The 13,405-nt window shown below is 63.6% G+C and carries 15 protein-coding genes and 1 pseudogene; 11 read left to right on the top strand and 5 right to left on the bottom strand.

Going from position 1 to position 13,405, the window contains the following annotated elements:
- Nucleotides 1–19: 19 nt before the first annotated feature.
- Nucleotides 20–199: a hypothetical protein gene (locus tag Y694_RS03640; protein ID WP_036229922.1), complete on the bottom strand. Its 180-nt coding sequence runs from the start codon at nucleotides 197–199 to the stop codon at nucleotides 20–22.
- A gap of 118 nt (nucleotides 200–317) precedes the next feature.
- Between Y694_RS03640 and Y694_RS03635 the strand changes: the two genes are divergently transcribed.
- Together Y694_RS03635 and Y694_RS03630 are read left to right on the top strand one after the other, a co-directional pair.
- On the top strand, nucleotides 318–1,238 hold the full coding sequence (locus Y694_RS03635) for an SOS response-associated peptidase family protein (protein WP_036229920.1): 921 nt from the start codon (nucleotides 318–320) through the stop codon (nucleotides 1,236–1,238).
- A gap of 349 nt (nucleotides 1,239–1,587) precedes the next feature.
- Nucleotides 1,588–2,139, top strand: a complete 552-nt coding sequence (locus tag Y694_RS03630) for a hypothetical protein (protein WP_152543491.1) — start codon at nucleotides 1,588–1,590, stop codon at nucleotides 2,137–2,139.
- An 84-nt stretch (nucleotides 2,140–2,223) separates the two neighbouring features.
- On the opposite strand, the gene Y694_RS24055 is transcribed toward Y694_RS03630, so the two are convergent.
- The gene (locus tag Y694_RS24055) at nucleotides 2,224–2,712 is read right to left on the bottom strand and encodes a hypothetical protein (protein ID WP_152543490.1); all 489 of its coding nucleotides are present in this window, start codon (nucleotides 2,710–2,712) and stop codon (nucleotides 2,224–2,226) included.
- Nucleotides 2,713–2,975: 263 nt separating this feature from the next.
- On the opposite strand from Y694_RS24055, the gene Y694_RS25395 reads away from it, so the two are divergent.
- The 4 genes and pseudogenes from Y694_RS25395 to Y694_RS03610 all read left to right on the top strand — a co-directional run bounded on the left by Y694_RS25395 (nucleotide 2,976) and on the right by Y694_RS03610 (nucleotide 5,664).
- Nucleotides 2,976–3,665: a hypothetical protein gene (locus Y694_RS25395; RefSeq protein ID WP_231497521.1), complete on the top strand. Its 690-nt coding sequence runs from the start codon at nucleotides 2,976–2,978 to the stop codon at nucleotides 3,663–3,665.
- 12 nt (nucleotides 3,666–3,677) lie between these two features.
- Nucleotides 3,678–3,809: pseudogene (locus Y694_RS25390) on the top strand (YnfA family protein); the annotation flags it as partial.
- A gap of 67 nt (nucleotides 3,810–3,876) precedes the next feature.
- Nucleotides 3,877–4,122, top strand: a complete 246-nt coding sequence (locus tag Y694_RS03620) for a hypothetical protein (protein WP_036229914.1) — start codon at nucleotides 3,877–3,879, stop codon at nucleotides 4,120–4,122.
- A gap of 1,023 nt (nucleotides 4,123–5,145) precedes the next feature.
- Nucleotides 5,146–5,664, top strand: a complete 519-nt coding sequence (locus Y694_RS03610; protein ID WP_155935782.1) for a hypothetical protein — start codon at nucleotides 5,146–5,148, stop codon at nucleotides 5,662–5,664.
- 190 nt (nucleotides 5,665–5,854) lie between these two features.
- On the opposite strand, the gene Y694_RS03605 is transcribed toward Y694_RS03610, so the two are convergent.
- Complete coding sequence (locus tag Y694_RS03605) at nucleotides 5,855–6,190, bottom strand: hypothetical protein (protein ID WP_036229907.1); 336 nt, start codon at nucleotides 6,188–6,190, stop codon at nucleotides 5,855–5,857.
- Nucleotides 6,191–6,767: 577 nt separating this feature from the next.
- Between Y694_RS03605 and Y694_RS03600 the strand changes: the two genes are divergently transcribed.
- Nucleotides 6,768–7,094: a hypothetical protein gene (locus Y694_RS03600; protein ID WP_036229905.1), complete on the top strand. Its 327-nt coding sequence runs from the start codon at nucleotides 6,768–6,770 to the stop codon at nucleotides 7,092–7,094.
- 738 nt (nucleotides 7,095–7,832) lie between these two features.
- Here Y694_RS03600 and Y694_RS03595 read toward each other — a convergent pair.
- Together Y694_RS03595 and Y694_RS03590 are read right to left on the bottom strand one after the other, a co-directional pair.
- Nucleotides 7,833–8,519: a transglutaminase-like cysteine peptidase gene (locus tag Y694_RS03595; protein ID WP_081771302.1), complete on the bottom strand. Its 687-nt coding sequence runs from the start codon at nucleotides 8,517–8,519 to the stop codon at nucleotides 7,833–7,835.
- A 295-nt stretch (nucleotides 8,520–8,814) separates the two neighbouring features.
- Nucleotides 8,815–9,258, bottom strand: a complete 444-nt coding sequence (locus Y694_RS03590) for a DUF995 domain-containing protein (protein WP_036229902.1) — start codon at nucleotides 9,256–9,258, stop codon at nucleotides 8,815–8,817.
- Between the two features lie 166 nt (nucleotides 9,259–9,424).
- Here Y694_RS03590 and Y694_RS03585 point away from each other — a divergent pair, with 166 nt between their 5' ends.
- The 4 genes from Y694_RS03585 to Y694_RS03570 all read left to right on the top strand — a co-directional run bounded on the left by Y694_RS03585 (nucleotide 9,425) and on the right by Y694_RS03570 (nucleotide 13,379).
- Nucleotides 9,425–9,667, top strand: a complete 243-nt coding sequence (locus Y694_RS03585; RefSeq protein WP_036229900.1) for a hypothetical protein — start codon at nucleotides 9,425–9,427, stop codon at nucleotides 9,665–9,667.
- Nucleotides 9,668–10,042: 375 nt separating this feature from the next.
- Entirely contained in the window at nucleotides 10,043–11,566 is a 1,524-nt protein-coding gene (locus tag Y694_RS03580; protein WP_036229897.1) for an acyl--CoA ligase, read from the top strand.
- Nucleotides 11,567–11,731: 165 nt separating this feature from the next.
- Nucleotides 11,732–12,742 (top strand): tripartite tricarboxylate transporter substrate binding protein, encoded by a 1,011-nt coding sequence (locus tag Y694_RS03575; RefSeq protein WP_036229952.1) that lies wholly within the window; start codon nucleotides 11,732–11,734, stop codon nucleotides 12,740–12,742.
- Nucleotides 12,743–12,878: 136 nt separating this feature from the next.
- Entirely contained in the window at nucleotides 12,879–13,379 is a 501-nt protein-coding gene (locus Y694_RS03570) for a tripartite tricarboxylate transporter TctB family protein (protein WP_036229896.1), read from the top strand.
- Nucleotides 13,380–13,405 lie beyond the last annotated feature (26 nt).

Raw genomic sequence — 13,405 nt, 5'->3', positions numbered from 1 at the left:
GCGCGCACAACCATGGAGGCTATTTCGCCAGCACGCCCAGCCGCAACCACATGACTGTGGCGACCTCGGGCGTCTGGTCGCGCCATCGGGGCTCAGACCACAGCTCGGCGGCCGCGTCGCGCAGCTCGTCCTCGGGGGCGTGCGGCCATTGCTGGCGCAGGCGGTCGGCGCACCGCCGCGTCCATTCGTCGGGGGTCATGTGAGGCTCCTTGATACTGTATGTGCATACAGTATCAAGGGCGTGCTATCTGCAGGCAAGCCCCCTTGGTTCGATCGCTGCTGGTTGGTCGATAGAGAGAGCCCGCTACGATGCGCCGATGTGCTTCTCTGCCCAGCTCGTAGACGCCTACCGCGAACACTGCCGCCGCTGGAACACCTTCATCTCCCTGGACGAGTTCAAGGAGCTGTATGGCTCCACGTACATCGATGAACGCAAGATTCCGAAGGTGATCGACCAGCTGTTTGCCGATCCTCAGACCGAGAACGAGTGGGACATCAAGCAGTTGATCGACCGGCGAAACTCCGAGCAGGCCGCTGAGTACGAACAAGAGCTGTTCAAGCAGCGTACGCGCCTGGCCAGCGCCGAGCGCAAGCTCGCGGAGAAGGAGACGAAGTCCGCTGCCGAGGTCAAGCGCATAGCCTCAAGCAAGGTCGACGCCTTGTTGGGCAAGCTGGCCGACCTGCGACGACTTGAGCCGAAGGATCGAGACGCGCGAATCTTCCCTGGAAGCTATGCCCCCGTGATCGTCAGCGAGGGCGGCCGACTCGTCGTGAAGCCGATGCGCTACCAGTGCCGCCCGGCCGGCAAGCCGGTGTTCTACGACACCAGGTATCCCAGCACCTACAACGCCCGGCGCGACAACCTCGAAGGCTTCTGGAAGGGCCAGTTCGGTTACACCCACGGGCTGCTGATCGTGAAGACCTTCTACGAAAACGTCGACCGCGATGGCAAGAACGTGGTGCTGCAGTTCACCCCGGACGACCGGGAGCCGATGCTGGTGGCCTGCCTGTGGTCACGCTGGAGTGGGAAGGACGGGCCGGACCTGCTGAGCTTCGCAGCGATCACCGATGAACCGCCCCGGGAGATCGCTGCCGCGGGTCACGATCGCTGCATCGTGCAGATCCGGCCCGAGAACGTCGGCGCCTGGCTGAACCCCGATCCCAGTGAGCTTGCGGCCAGTTACGCGATCCTCGACGATCGACCGCACCCGTACTACGAGCACCGGCTAGCGGCATAGGAGGTTGTCACGAATTTCGCAAGTCTTCCATGACGAACAAAACCCCCAGGCCGTGAGGCGAGGGGGTCTTGTTGACCGAACCCGGAGGGGGTGGCACCGATTTCCACCTCTCGTACTTGACGACCTTGCGGCCGACATTGACTCGGCACAACCGGGACAGAACTTCCAGCACTAAGGCGCTGACGCTCGGATTCTACGAGCTAGTCTGCATCGACGCGCAGACCAAATCGGGAAATCCCACTTGCTTGAGCCGTCCGTGGCTGTCTGGCGCTCGCAGAAGACAATGACTCCAAATTGCTGTGCGGCAGCGAGAAAGGCTTTGCACATGGTCTCCCCGATCACGTACCCCATGAGACAGAAGCGTCGGTATTCGGCGCACCACAAGCTTCTTGAGGTGGCCGGCACCGCGCTTGACGCCGCAAAGACGGCCCCTGCTGGGAGCAAGTTCGATCAATACGAGATCGCGATGACTTTCTCAGCGCTGGCCTTCGAGGCGCTGACCAACCTACTCGTGCAGCGGTTGGTTGACGACCCTGAAGACTATGGGAGTTCATCACCGATCGCCAAGATCCGTGCGGTTTGGAAAGAACTTGGGTTGCCGTATGAAAAGGATGATCCGATTTGGGCGGACTTGCGGACACTCTTCAGATTTCGGAATCAGGTAGCGCATGCAAAGCCCGAAGATATCGACGAGGTGAATCACTTCACCGACGACGATTTTGAGAACCCGTCCCTACCACCACCACAATCGGCACTTGAGAAGATGGTGACGCAGAATGGCGCAGAGCGCGCAGTTGCTGTCGTCAGAACGTTCCTGGAACGCGCATATCAGAAGACCCAAAGCCCGCTGCAACAAGAGCTTGTTGGGGGCAGCTATTCCACAGAGCCCGCGAAGCCTTAGTACTCGGATGGCCGTAAGGAACAAGTGATCTTGTCGTAAGTCCGGTTCTCTAACTCGCTGGGGCCGTTGTAGCGTGTCGACCGACTAACCAGCCAGCTTCACCATTGCCAGTTGCTCATCTCGACCGGCCTGCAGCTGATCCAGCGCCCGATAGACCTTGTGTTTGGCTATCGTCGCCTCGCTGATCCACATTCCCTTCATGAGCTCGAAAGCTGTGGGATCGAAGTTCCACTGCCGACCCACAGCTGCTTCTGTTTCCCGGTAATCGTGGATCAACTCTCGACAGTACCGCCGCACGGCGATTCCATGACGCCTCGATTGTCGAAGTTCATCGAGCGGCTGGGCTTCTAGCTCCGCCAGCAGAGCGTCGAGGTCAACTGGCGGATCCTTTGCGGGCCCCTTCGTTCCTGGCGGTTCCTCCAAGTGTTCCGCCAGCTTGCAAACCGCATCGACCACGTTACGGGCGAGCTTGTCAGCGCGAGCGTGCGCATCCACGATTCGTTTGATGGCCTGCTCCGGATCCTCTTTAACCCGATGTCTACCTGTCTTCTTCTGGATCTCATCGGCAGGCATGCTTTTACTCCTCGGTGCAGCGACCGTGAATCCTAGACCGGATACTGCGTGTTCCAGCAACTCTGTGGTCGTGCTGATGGGTGAGGTGGCGACGGTGCCGAGTCGCAAGGGGGGCGCTCGATGCGGCTGAGCTGGCTGCGGCTGCGCTGGCGACGCTGATCGAAGCGCTGCAGCTGGCGGAGCGCCATCTGGAGGACGGGAGCCGGTGAGTGCTGACCAGGTCGAGTTTCTCAAGGTCGCCGGCCTCGCCATAATGCCGTCGCATGAGAGACGAAATACCTCTTCAAACGGGCCGCCGGGCCATTGACCTTAACGACTGGACCGGCAAAGTCAACTCTGACATCAAGACACTCGCACGGAACATCGAAGCCATGAGCGGCGGGATGAAGAAGATCGATGCGACGCATCGAATTGAGGCGGCGCGAAAGCAACACGAAGCCCAAGTTGCTGCGATCGTGCAGCTGGCGGAAAAGCAAAACAGCCATGCCCACAGTTATGCGAACGTCGTTGTTGGGATTGGATACGCCGGGTTTTACGCGCTATGGAGCTTGGCCGAGAAGGGGGCATATCCGAGCGTTCGCGCGTTCGCAGGGCTTGCCATGGCACTTTCCCTCGTGATCTTCGTCGCTTGGGAGGTCTTCACGATGATCTATGCAACCTTGCAATATCAAAACGTCAACAAGGCGCTGGCGAAATCGGACGAGGGAGCGACTCTCGCTGCTTGGCAGCGCGCTTCAAGGCAGATCAGTTCGAGAATCGATTGCCTTTGGATATGGCAACTGATCCCAGCAGTACTTTTCGCCGTCGCGGGTGCGGGCGCGCTACTGTTCATTTTGCGGCAGAGCTGTACCGCACCATGTTGGCTTGAAGTAAGCGAATCGATCGCTGCCTGCCGAGATCCGGTGCAGCTCACGCCGATCGAGGTGTTCGAGGCGGGGCGGGTCGAGGACTAGGCCTCTGGCTGCGGTGTGTACATCGGCGTTGCCCTCGCGTGGCTGTGGGCCGTCGATCAGGTTCGGCCGACTGCCTGGGACGTGGCAGGTGTCATCGTCGCGCTAGCCGGCATGGGCATCATCATGTTCCAGCCAGCACGCTAGCCGCCAAGTGGATATCGATCGGGATACCGGCCGAGCTGTCACTGGTCCCGTCTCACCAGGATGGGGGATGTTGACCACGCACTTCGGCGCCGAAGCTTCAACAATGAACTTCCTGACGCGCAACGCCTGGGCCAAGTGTTTTGCCGCCTACTACCAGGCGCTTACGGATGAACCGTGTTTGCGGGCGGTTCTGCTGGAGCGAGGCCGTGCGTTGTACGATGAACATGCACACCACCACCCGGTGAGCACCGCAGCGGCCGAGCGGCGTACAGACCTTCAGCACCGGCTGAGCGATCGTATGGCCATGCACTGACGCGCGGTGCCAGTGCGCGGCGAGGTGAATCTTTGCTGGCCTAGGCTCGCAAGGGGGTAACCATGAGACCAGAGGCGCAGATTGACGCATACCGCTTCGTCCTCGAAGCAATTTTTGACGGCCACCCCAACAAACGAATGGCCCTCGCGCACGTCGACGGGCTCATAGCCGAAATGCAGGTGAACGCAGAGAGCAGCATTCAACTGCAGGTTGCTGACCCGCTCAGGCGGGCTGTGGAGAGCATCCGGGCCGACCTTGCGGCTAGAGCGGCTTGAAACCGCTGCATCGGCCGGGGCTGTTGCTGAGCTGTATCCAGCCGTCTCCGCGGCTTTCACGGCCGCGCCCGAGTGGACCGGCATCCCTTGGCCTAAATCAAGCCAAGCCGTGCGCCAAACGAAACTGGGCCACAGATGGGGTCATGTCTAGAGGGTGTCGACGTGCATGTGTCGCAAATATGGCCTGCCGCCCGATTCAATGTTAATGATCGATCATGGTCGGTTGGCCCAACCTGGATCCGGAAGATCTCGAAGCCAGCTTTGCGATCCTCGACGATCGACCGCGGCCGCATTTTGAGCATCGATTAGCTGCCTAGATAGTTCTGCCCAAGTACAGTATGGGTGGCGAAATCCACTGTGAACTGTCCGAAGTCGCCGTGCCGTGAGGACAGCTTCTGAATTGCAGTCGAGGAAAAGTCCCTCCACCGTGCGAAGGTGAACTTGACCCGGCTACTGCCCGATCAGTGCACTGTTTATTTCTCCAAATTTGGAGAGTTTGCAGTTCATCTCTACAAGAGACCATAGCGACGTCGCGTTACTCGTCCGTGAATTGGTGAGGCGCTCAAAACGCGGAAAACTCCGCTCTGGTCAACGCCCTGGTAATCGCGTTGGGCGAGGCAGGAATTCCTGCTTTGGTCCTTCGCCACTATGTAGCAGCACCGTCCAACTTGGCCGACCTGATGGCCCAGGCAGCCAGTACCATGACGAAATCGGTGCGCGTCGTGTCGGCGCGCGTCCTGGGGTGACCATGACCGACCCGCGTACCGTCGAAGGAAGCAAGGCGCGCGCTGCTAAACGCGGCGCGCCCGATCGCGCGCTGATCGATGCTGCCCGCACTGCCGGCGACAGCCTCGGCAGCCCGGAGGTGGTCGAGCGCCTCGTGCAGGGCTTCTGTCACCGCATCGTTGAGATCTACAAGTGGCGCCGCAACGGCGACGTCGATGCCGACGAGATGACGCGCCAGATTCACGGCGAGTGCGAGCGGGTCGGGTCGATCTTCATGGGGGGCGAGTCGCCCTATGCGGCCATGCCAGGCTGGAACACGCCGCGCGGCGTCGGCATGGCGATCACCGTGCTGCTGCGCGGCGAGGCCGTGCGCGCGGCGGAGAGCCCTGCCGCCGCGCTGTTCCGCTGGCTGGCCGCGCAGCTGATGGACGCCTACCTGGTGATGGCGGCCGAGGGCGCGGCCGACGTCGATGCGGTCGGCGCGCGCGCGCAGGCCAGCATCACGTCGGTCATCGACACACTGTTGGGAACGCCTGCATGAAGAGCCCGATCGTGCTGCTCAAGGTCCACGTGTCGGTCTACCGGCGCAAAGACGGCACGTCGGTGTCGGACTAGAAGGTGAGATCGTCGGCGTGGTCGCGCAGCCGGTGTGCGAGCGTGGGCCGCATCGGTCAGCGGGAGGGTGCCTGGCGCGGGAGTGTCCGGGCATTGAGGAAATGCTCGTCGCCGATCTACAAGCAGACGTCCCCGAGCTCATTCGATGCACGGTCGACGCGGCAATACTGCCGGTTCTTCGAGCCGTCCGGGTCTCTGCGCCAGCAAGCAGGCACTTCGACCTCTTCCACCGTCCTGTCGATGAGCGGCAGTCTCACCACCTCGAGCGCGACGAACCACTTGTCTTGTGGACGCCCGCCCTTGGCGGTGCACTTCGCCGTCGACAGCAGCAGCAGGGCCGGATGCTGGGCGTGCTTGCCGGCGAAGTAGCCAAACCACTTGCTCTCGTCTACCTCATAGGCCGACGTGGCGAAGCCGGTCAGCAGTGCAGCGGCGGCGAGCAGGCGTTTCATGGCCGCGATTCTGTGTCGGCGCACCGCGGATTGGACCCCCCTGTAGAGGTGCCGGGGCAGCGCCACTTCGGGCCGCATTTTCAGTGTTGTAGGCCGCGAGGTCGACCCTGTTGTCGGCTTGCGCGACAAGCCAAAACGAAGGCTCTCCTTGCCCTTGACAACCAGAGTAGGTTGCACGGCAACAACCAAGGGACCAGCGAGAACGTCTCCAGTAGGTCCTCGCAATCAAAGGAGAATTTGACCCGTAAGTGGGTAACTCGCAGGGCTGGAGGGCCCGAGAAGATGACCCCGAGACCCCCTCTAAGTTATCCGCAGAAGCCGCCCAAAAAGCCGGCAACGAACACCGCCGCGCGCTGCTCCGCAAGGCTCGGGAGGCGGCCGGCGTACAGCGATCTGCCCTGGTGCACGCCGTCGTTGCGATCGACGCACCCGCTGGTAATCAAATATCGGACCCTCAGATCCAGCCTCTGGGTTGCATCGCAGCCGACGTGACAATGCGAACCGGCCGCTGCCCAGCGCGGGCGGCCAGTAGACTTGTTCGATGGTCGAGCGCCTAGACAAAGCAACAAGGACTCGAATGCTGGACCCCCAGCATCACCCGGATCTTGTGACGCTCGCCGAAGAGCAAGGCTACGAGGCTATGAAAGGGCGATTGGCCACAGCCGAGTGGATCGCTAAGCAGGCAGAAGTCACCCTCACAGTGCTGCTGGCCGGGATCGGCGGATCCCTGGCATTCGCGGTGAAATTGTTCGAGCCCGGCTCGAGTTCGCTTGCATGGGCCGCTGCCGGAGTGTGTGCGTGGCTGTCCGCATTGGCGTTCTGGCTGGTTGTCAGCTGCCTTATGGTGTCCCCCGGTGCCGGCCCTTTACAGCGAGCCAAAGAGTTGGTTGGAGAGGCCTGGTGAGGAGCCGCTAGATGCTCGTCGCGAGATGCTCGTGCTTCTGCAAGAGCGATTGGCGGACATCTTTAAGCGCAATGAGACACGGGCGACGCGGCTCAATTGGGTTCGCCTGCTAGCGGTGCTTACGCCATTGGTGTTCATGGGTGGACTATGGGCGGCGGCGCGTTGGGCCCTGTGATGAGCCTTCCTCAGTAGGGACGCGGGGGTATCTCGATTCGCCCCGGCGGAGGCTGCTCACGATCAGGAACTGGAGCAGGTGGACTGGGTGACGGCCCGGTTAGGTTCAAGTGCATGGTTTCAACCTATCGGCCCTTACGCTCATACGAACTGCCGCGCCCGGTTCGGGGCATTTCCCGGCGCTCAATCGGCGGTTGTTCACGGTCTGGCGGCGGCGGGGCGGGTGTAGTGGCCGTGCAGTACATGTGGCTCCTTGCTGTCAGACTCAGATCTCCGCGCGGCCCGTGTGACCATCGCAGAATTACGAGCATTTTGCGGCGTTGAGCGCCATGCACCGCTGGGTGCAGGCGAAGCTTTTTACTTCGGTTTCGTGCGTAGACGCGGCGCCGCAACCGGATAACTTTCCGGACAACATCGCGGTTGGGAATTCCGTACATCGAGAATCTGTGCGGCTTTGGCGCCACAGTTCGATAGACCCCGGCCCACCAAACCGGACAGCCCGTGCCAGTGAAAGACCACTGGTACGGGCTTCTTCTTTTCGATCAGCCGCTTTCCGCGTTGCAGTCAGTGCAACTGCTGCCCCGCGCGAGCCAGCGTCGTGCGCCACGGCCGGATCCCGCTTCGCCGTGGCGACATCGACACCGCATCGACCTGCTGCCAGACGGCCGATTGGTCGAAACTGAAGATGGGGTGGAGGTCGTCGCGGCGTGACAGCGCGATGAGCAGCGGGTTGACGGAGTCCATGACGAGCGGATCGACGAACGGCCACTGCGCAAGCGCCACCATGTGAGGCACCGGCGCAGCCTGGAGGTCGATCCGGCTGTAGCGCGCGTACAGCAGCCGAACGCCGTGCTGGGGGTGGCCGCTTGCCAGAAGCAGGAAGAATTTCGTGATCGCGAAGTCTTCGCAGTCGCCCGCGCCGCGGGCCAGGGTTTCGCAGGGGGTCGACCACACGTCCGCGCCGGGCACCGACGCCGGGTCGGCCACATACTCGATTCGCTGATTGACCTCGACGTTGATGAATGCGATGCGTCGGTCGAAATCCAGCGCACGTGCCGCAACCACCAAGGCCCCGAATTCGCGCCTTGCCCGTGTCAGGTCGGCCTCCGGGGACTCTCCTTCCAGGGGCTCGGCGGTGATCCGGAAGGTGGATGCGCACAGACATGTCGCCATGCAATGTCTGACGAAGGCGCGTCGACCACAGCGGCAGGCGCCGGACTTTGCAGCAGACGGAACAAGACAGGCATCCATGGCGGCCCTCCCTGTCGCCGACGCGTCGAGTCATGGGCGAAACCGCCGAGACGCGTGCATCGGGAGCCGTCAGTGTCTGCTTCCCGCATCGTCGCGTCACCTGTCAGATCTTGCTAGGTTCAAACCCGCGCCTTCCGTCGGTCTCCGGGAGCCGGACGCTGACCCTGCCCAGGTCTCGACATCTGCCACCTCGGCCAGCGGTCATGAGGTCCGTCCTGCGCTGTCGAAGCTGTGAGCGGAGCGTCTCGATGTCGACGCAGCGGTGCGACCTCAGGGGGGCTGTCAGACTGGGTCGCTAACGCTTGATCGAGAGCTTGTGGACCCGCTCCGTGCCGGTCTTGTCGGACTTCGTTGCGTAGTAATCCTCGCCTGAGCGCACGATGTAGCGGCACCACTCCTCGGTCTCGATCAGCTTCCACTCGATCAGCACACAGTAGCGGCCGTCGTCGGAGATGCTCCACTTGCCGGCTGCCGTCGAGGCGACCGCGCCGCGGTCGCGGTTGTCCGACGAGATGATGAAGCTGCCACCACTCTCGTTCTTCCAGATGTGTGTGTTGCCCTTTGCCGAGATGCGGCTCATGTTGGCGCCAGGCAGCAGCTGTACGAGCTCCTCGCGGGTCAATGTGGTCCGGCCGGTGGCGTCCAGATCCCGCAGCACCTTGACCTCCGCAGCTTGTGCAAAAGCCGTCGAGCAGACGAGTGGCGACAGGCAGAGGATGTAGCGGGCAAGGTTTTTCATGGGTTTCCCGGCGGCCGGACCTGCCGGCTGTAGGTTGGGGCTGCGATGGCAGGCACGCTAGCGGGGTAGGCCGACAAACGCAAGCCTCCGTGTGGCGCGCGACCGCGGGCGCGTTGCGGGGCAGTTGGGCAATACTTCGGCACGCCCAATCTCCATACGCGACGCCATGGCCGCAGAGACCCCCGTGAACTTGCAGGACATCCTGCAGGCCTTCGAGGCCTGGGAGGCGGTGGCCGCCGAGTACAAGCGCCTGCTCCAGACGACCGCCTCGCTCGGTGCCGACATGAACTGGACCGTCATGTCCGAGTTGATCGACCGCATGAGCGACGCGCGGGAGCACTGGCTCGACATGAGCCAGCGCTACTGTGACGAGATGGCGCAGCTCAAGTTCAGCGGCTCTACCAAGTAGGCCCGGGGCATGGCGTGGTGCCCACGCCTATCGACCGTCGGCGATATATTTGTGTTCACACGTGCCGATTGCGTTGCGGCCATGCGCCTGCGCAGGATTGGTCGTTTCGCCGGCATGGGGTATAAATCTTCGCGGAACGGCCTCACACGGCAGTTCATGTTCTTCGTTGCAGATAGTCCGAGCACCCCTCGGCTCAAGCCCTGCTGAACCTCCGCGCGTCGTGATCTGCGACGCAGGCGACGTGACCCACCCGCGGTCTGCGCCCCGACGCCCCTGCATGGGGAGCGCCCGGATGTGCCGGCGCGATGGCCTCCGTACATTTGTCTCCAGCTCCCGACGATCCGCGGCCGCAGGCCGCCTCAACATCAGAGACCGATGCAAACCTCGCTGAAAGACCTCCTTGCCCACGGCGCCGATGCTGCCCCCGCGATCTCCGCTCCGGGCCGCACTGCGCTGTCCTACCGTGAATTGCGCGCGCTGGTCGACGCCACGCTGGCGAGCCTGAATGCGCTGGGCGCCGGGCGCAACGACCGCGTCGCCATCGTGCTGAACAACGGCCCCGAGATGGCCACCTGCTACATGGCCTGTGCCTCGGGCACCACCAGCGCGCCGCTGAACCCGGCCTATCGCGCCGACGAGTTCGAGTTCTACCTGTCGGACCTGAACGCAAAGCTGCTGATCGTCGAGCAGGGCAGCAGCTCGCCGGCGATCGCGGTGGCGCAGAAGCTCGGGGTGCGGGTCGTCGACCTCATCGTCGAGCCCGGCGCGCCGGCCGGCAGCTTCCGGCTGGCCGCACGGGACGGTGGCGGCGCCCCCGCAGCCGCGCAGGGCGGTTACGGCGAGGCGGGCGACGTGGGCATGGTGCTGCACACCTCGGGCACCACCTCGCGGCCGAAGATCGTGCCGCTGTCGGTCGGCAACCTCTGCGCCTCGGCAGCCAACATCCGGAAGACGCTGCAGTTCACGGCCAGCGACATCGGCCTGAACATCATGCCGCTGTTCCATATCCACGGCCTGATCGCGGGCGTGCTGGCGCCGCTGTCGGCAGGCTCGCAGGTGTTCTGCACACCCGGCTTCAACGCGCTGAAGTTCTTCGCCTGGATGGACGAGGCCAAGCCCACCTGGTACACGGCGGTGCCGACCATGCACCAGGCGATCGTGCAGCGCGCCAAGGGCAATGCCGACGTGATCGCGCGCAACCCGTTGCGCTTCCTGCGCTCGTCGTCGTCGTCGATGCCGCCGCAGGTGATCAAGGAGCTCGAGGAGATCTTCAAGGCGCCATTGATCGAGGCCTACGGCATGACCGAGGCCACGCACCAGATGGCCTCGAACCCGCTGCCGCCGCTGGCGCGCAAGCCCGGGGCAGTGGGCTTGCCGGCGGGGCCGGAGGTCGAGATCATGGGCGAGGACGGCAGTCTGCTCGCCGCTGGCCAGATCGGCGAGATCGTGATCCGCGGCCCCAATGTCACCGCCGGCTACGAAAACAACCCCAAGGCCAATGCCGAGGGCTTCCTGAACGGCTGGTTCCGCACTGGCGACCAGGGCAGCAAGGATGCCGACGGCTACATCAGTCTGACCGGCCGCCTGAAGGAGATCATCAACCGCGGCGGCGAGAAGGTCAGTCCGCGCGAAGTGGACGAGATCCTGATGGACCACCCGGCGGTCGGCCAGTGCGTGTGCTTCGGCATGCCGCACCCGAAGCTGGGCGAGGAGGTGGCCGCGGTCGTGGTGCTGAAGGAGGGCGCTAGCGCCACCGAGCGCGAGATCCAGGACTTCGTCGCCAAGCGCGCCGCCGACTACAAGGTGCCCAAGAAGATCCTGTTCATGGACGAGATCCCGAAGGGTGCGACCGGCAAGCTGCAGCGCATCGGGCTGGCGCAGAAGCTCGGTCTGGGCTGATCGGCGGGCGGCGCCGATTAAAAGATTGCTGAACAGAACCAGAACAAAAGCTGAATTCCTCTTGGGGGAGGAGGCCCTTATCGTGCCGCGGGGCAGCTCAGGGCGGCTCCCTATGAGAAGGTTCGAATGATCAATCCGGCGTCCGCCGACCACGAAGGAGACAAGATGCAGACAGTCAAGAAGCTCTTCCTGCGCACCGCGCTCGCGACGGCCGCGCTGGCCGGCCTAGGCCATGCGCCGCTGGCTGCTGCGTGGGAACCCGCCAAGCCGATCGAGTTCGTCGTGCCGGCGGGCACCGGTGGCGGTGCCGACCAGATGGCGCGCTTCATCCAGGGCGTGGCGGCGAAGAACAACCTGACCAAGCAGCCGATCGTCGTGGTCAATCGCTCGGGCGGCGCTGGCGCGGAGGGCTTTCTCGCCGTGAAGGAAGCGAAGGGCGATCCACACAAGATCATCATCACGCTGTCGAACCTGTTCACCACGCCGCTGGCCACCGGTGTGCCATTCAACTGGCGCGACCTGACGCCTGTGCAGATGCTGGCGCTCGACCAGTTCGTGCTGTGGGTCAACGAGGAGTCGCCATACAAGACGGCCAAGGCCTACTTCGACGCGGTGAAGGCCGCGCCGCCCGGCAGCGTGAAGATGGCCGGCACCGGCTCCAAGCAGGAAGACCAGATCATCACCGTGCTGCTGGAAAAGGCCGCCGGGAAGAAGATCACCTACATCCCCTTCAAGGGCGGCGGCGACGTGGCGGTGCAGCTGGTCGGCAAGCACGTCGACTCCACCGTCAACAATCCGATCGAGGCCGAGTCGCACTGGCGCGCCGGCAAGCTGCGGGCGCTGTGCGTGTTCGACAAGCAGCCCATGCCGTACAAGACCAAGCTCACGGCCACCCAGTCGTGGGCCGATGTGCCGACCTGCCCGGCGGCGGGCCTGCCGGTCGAGTACGTGATGCTGCGCGGCATCTTCATGCCGCCTGGCGTGTCGCAGGAGCAGGTGGCCTACTACCTCGACCTGTTCAAGAAGCTGCGCGCGCTGCCCGAGTGGCAGGAGTTCATGGCCAAGGGCGCCTTCAACCAGACGGCACTCACCGGCTCCGAGTTCTTCGACTGGCTCGGCAAGACCGAGCAGATGCACCGCGTCCTCATGAAGGAAGCGGGCTTCATCGCACAGTAGGACGACCACCCCCGTTGCGGCTGCGCCGCTCCCCTTCCAGGGGGCGCCGCTGAGGGGCCGGCGGCGCCGGCCCGTGGCGGCTGCTCGGTTGATCGCGGCGCTTGTGGCCGCCGGCGGATTTTTCTGGAACGAGCTCATGGACTCTGAAACTTCGAGCGATGCGATCGGGTCGCGTTGGCCCGAGCTGATCGTGGCTGCGGTGCTGATGGCGCTGGCGGTGCTGGTGATCGTCGACAGCATGAGGGCAGGGATCGGCTGGGCCGACGATGGCCCGCGGTCGGGCTACTTTCCGTTCTACATCGGTCTGCTTTTGCTGGCCTCCAGCGCCACCGTGCTGATCAAGGCGCTGCTGGGCTGGCGTCGCAGCGACGAGGTGTTTGCCGAGCGCGCGCAGATCGGCATGGTGCTCGCGGTGCTGCTGCCGATGGGCGTGTATGTCGGCGGCATCGCCGTGCTGGGCATCTATGCCGCGTCGCTGCTGCTGATCGGCTATTTCATGCGCCGCCACGGCAAGTTCGGCTGGGCCCTGACGGCCGCCGTGGCGGTCGGTGTGCCGCTGTTCTTCTTCCTGGTCTTCGAGCGCTGGTTCCTGGTGCCGCTGCCCAAGGGCCCGATCGAGCACTGGCTCGGCCTCTGAGCCGCGCTACTAACCCCTTTGCTGGA

Source organism: Methylibium sp. T29-B (assembly GCF_000576225.1).
Taxonomy (GTDB): domain Bacteria; phylum Pseudomonadota; class Gammaproteobacteria; order Burkholderiales; family Burkholderiaceae_C; genus Methylibium; species Methylibium petroleiphilum.
The sequence above is the reverse complement of the archived record's forward strand: the minus strand, read 5'-3'. Positions and strand labels throughout refer to the sequence as shown.

Coding starts and splice junctions, on each gene's coding strand:
- Y694_RS03635 (WP_036229920.1), top strand. CDS start 318: ATGTGCTTCTCTGCCCAGCTCGTAGACGCCTACCGCGAACACTGCCGC.
- Y694_RS03600 (WP_036229905.1), top strand. CDS start 6,768: ATGCTGGACCCCCAGCATCACCCGGATCTTGTGACGCTCGCCGAAGAG.
- Y694_RS03595 (WP_081771302.1), bottom strand. CDS start 8,519: ATGGATGCCTGTCTTGTTCCGTCTGCTGCAAAGTCCGGCGCCTGCCGC.
- Y694_RS03630 (WP_152543491.1), top strand. CDS start 1,588: ATGAGACAGAAGCGTCGGTATTCGGCGCACCACAAGCTTCTTGAGGTG.
- Y694_RS03585 (WP_036229900.1), top strand. CDS start 9,425: ATGGCCGCAGAGACCCCCGTGAACTTGCAGGACATCCTGCAGGCCTTC.
- Y694_RS24055 (WP_152543490.1), bottom strand. CDS start 2,712: ATGCCTGCCGATGAGATCCAGAAGAAGACAGGTAGACATCGGGTTAAA.
- Y694_RS03610 (WP_155935782.1), top strand. CDS start 5,146: ATGACCGACCCGCGTACCGTCGAAGGAAGCAAGGCGCGCGCTGCTAAA.
- Y694_RS03590 (WP_036229902.1), bottom strand. CDS start 9,258: ATGAAAAACCTTGCCCGCTACATCCTCTGCCTGTCGCCACTCGTCTGC.
- Y694_RS03620 (WP_036229914.1), top strand. CDS start 3,877: ATGTTGACCACGCACTTCGGCGCCGAAGCTTCAACAATGAACTTCCTG.
- Y694_RS03570 (WP_036229896.1), top strand. CDS start 12,879: ATGGACTCTGAAACTTCGAGCGATGCGATCGGGTCGCGTTGGCCCGAG.
- Y694_RS25395 (WP_231497521.1), top strand. CDS start 2,976: ATGAGAGACGAAATACCTCTTCAAACGGGCCGCCGGGCCATTGACCTT.
- Y694_RS03575 (WP_036229952.1), top strand. CDS start 11,732: ATGCAGACAGTCAAGAAGCTCTTCCTGCGCACCGCGCTCGCGACGGCC.
- Y694_RS03605 (WP_036229907.1), bottom strand. CDS start 6,190: ATGAAACGCCTGCTCGCCGCCGCTGCACTGCTGACCGGCTTCGCCACG.
- Y694_RS03640 (WP_036229922.1), bottom strand. CDS start 199: ATGACCCCCGACGAATGGACGCGGCGGTGCGCCGACCGCCTGCGCCAG.
- Y694_RS03580 (WP_036229897.1), top strand. CDS start 10,043: ATGCAAACCTCGCTGAAAGACCTCCTTGCCCACGGCGCCGATGCTGCC.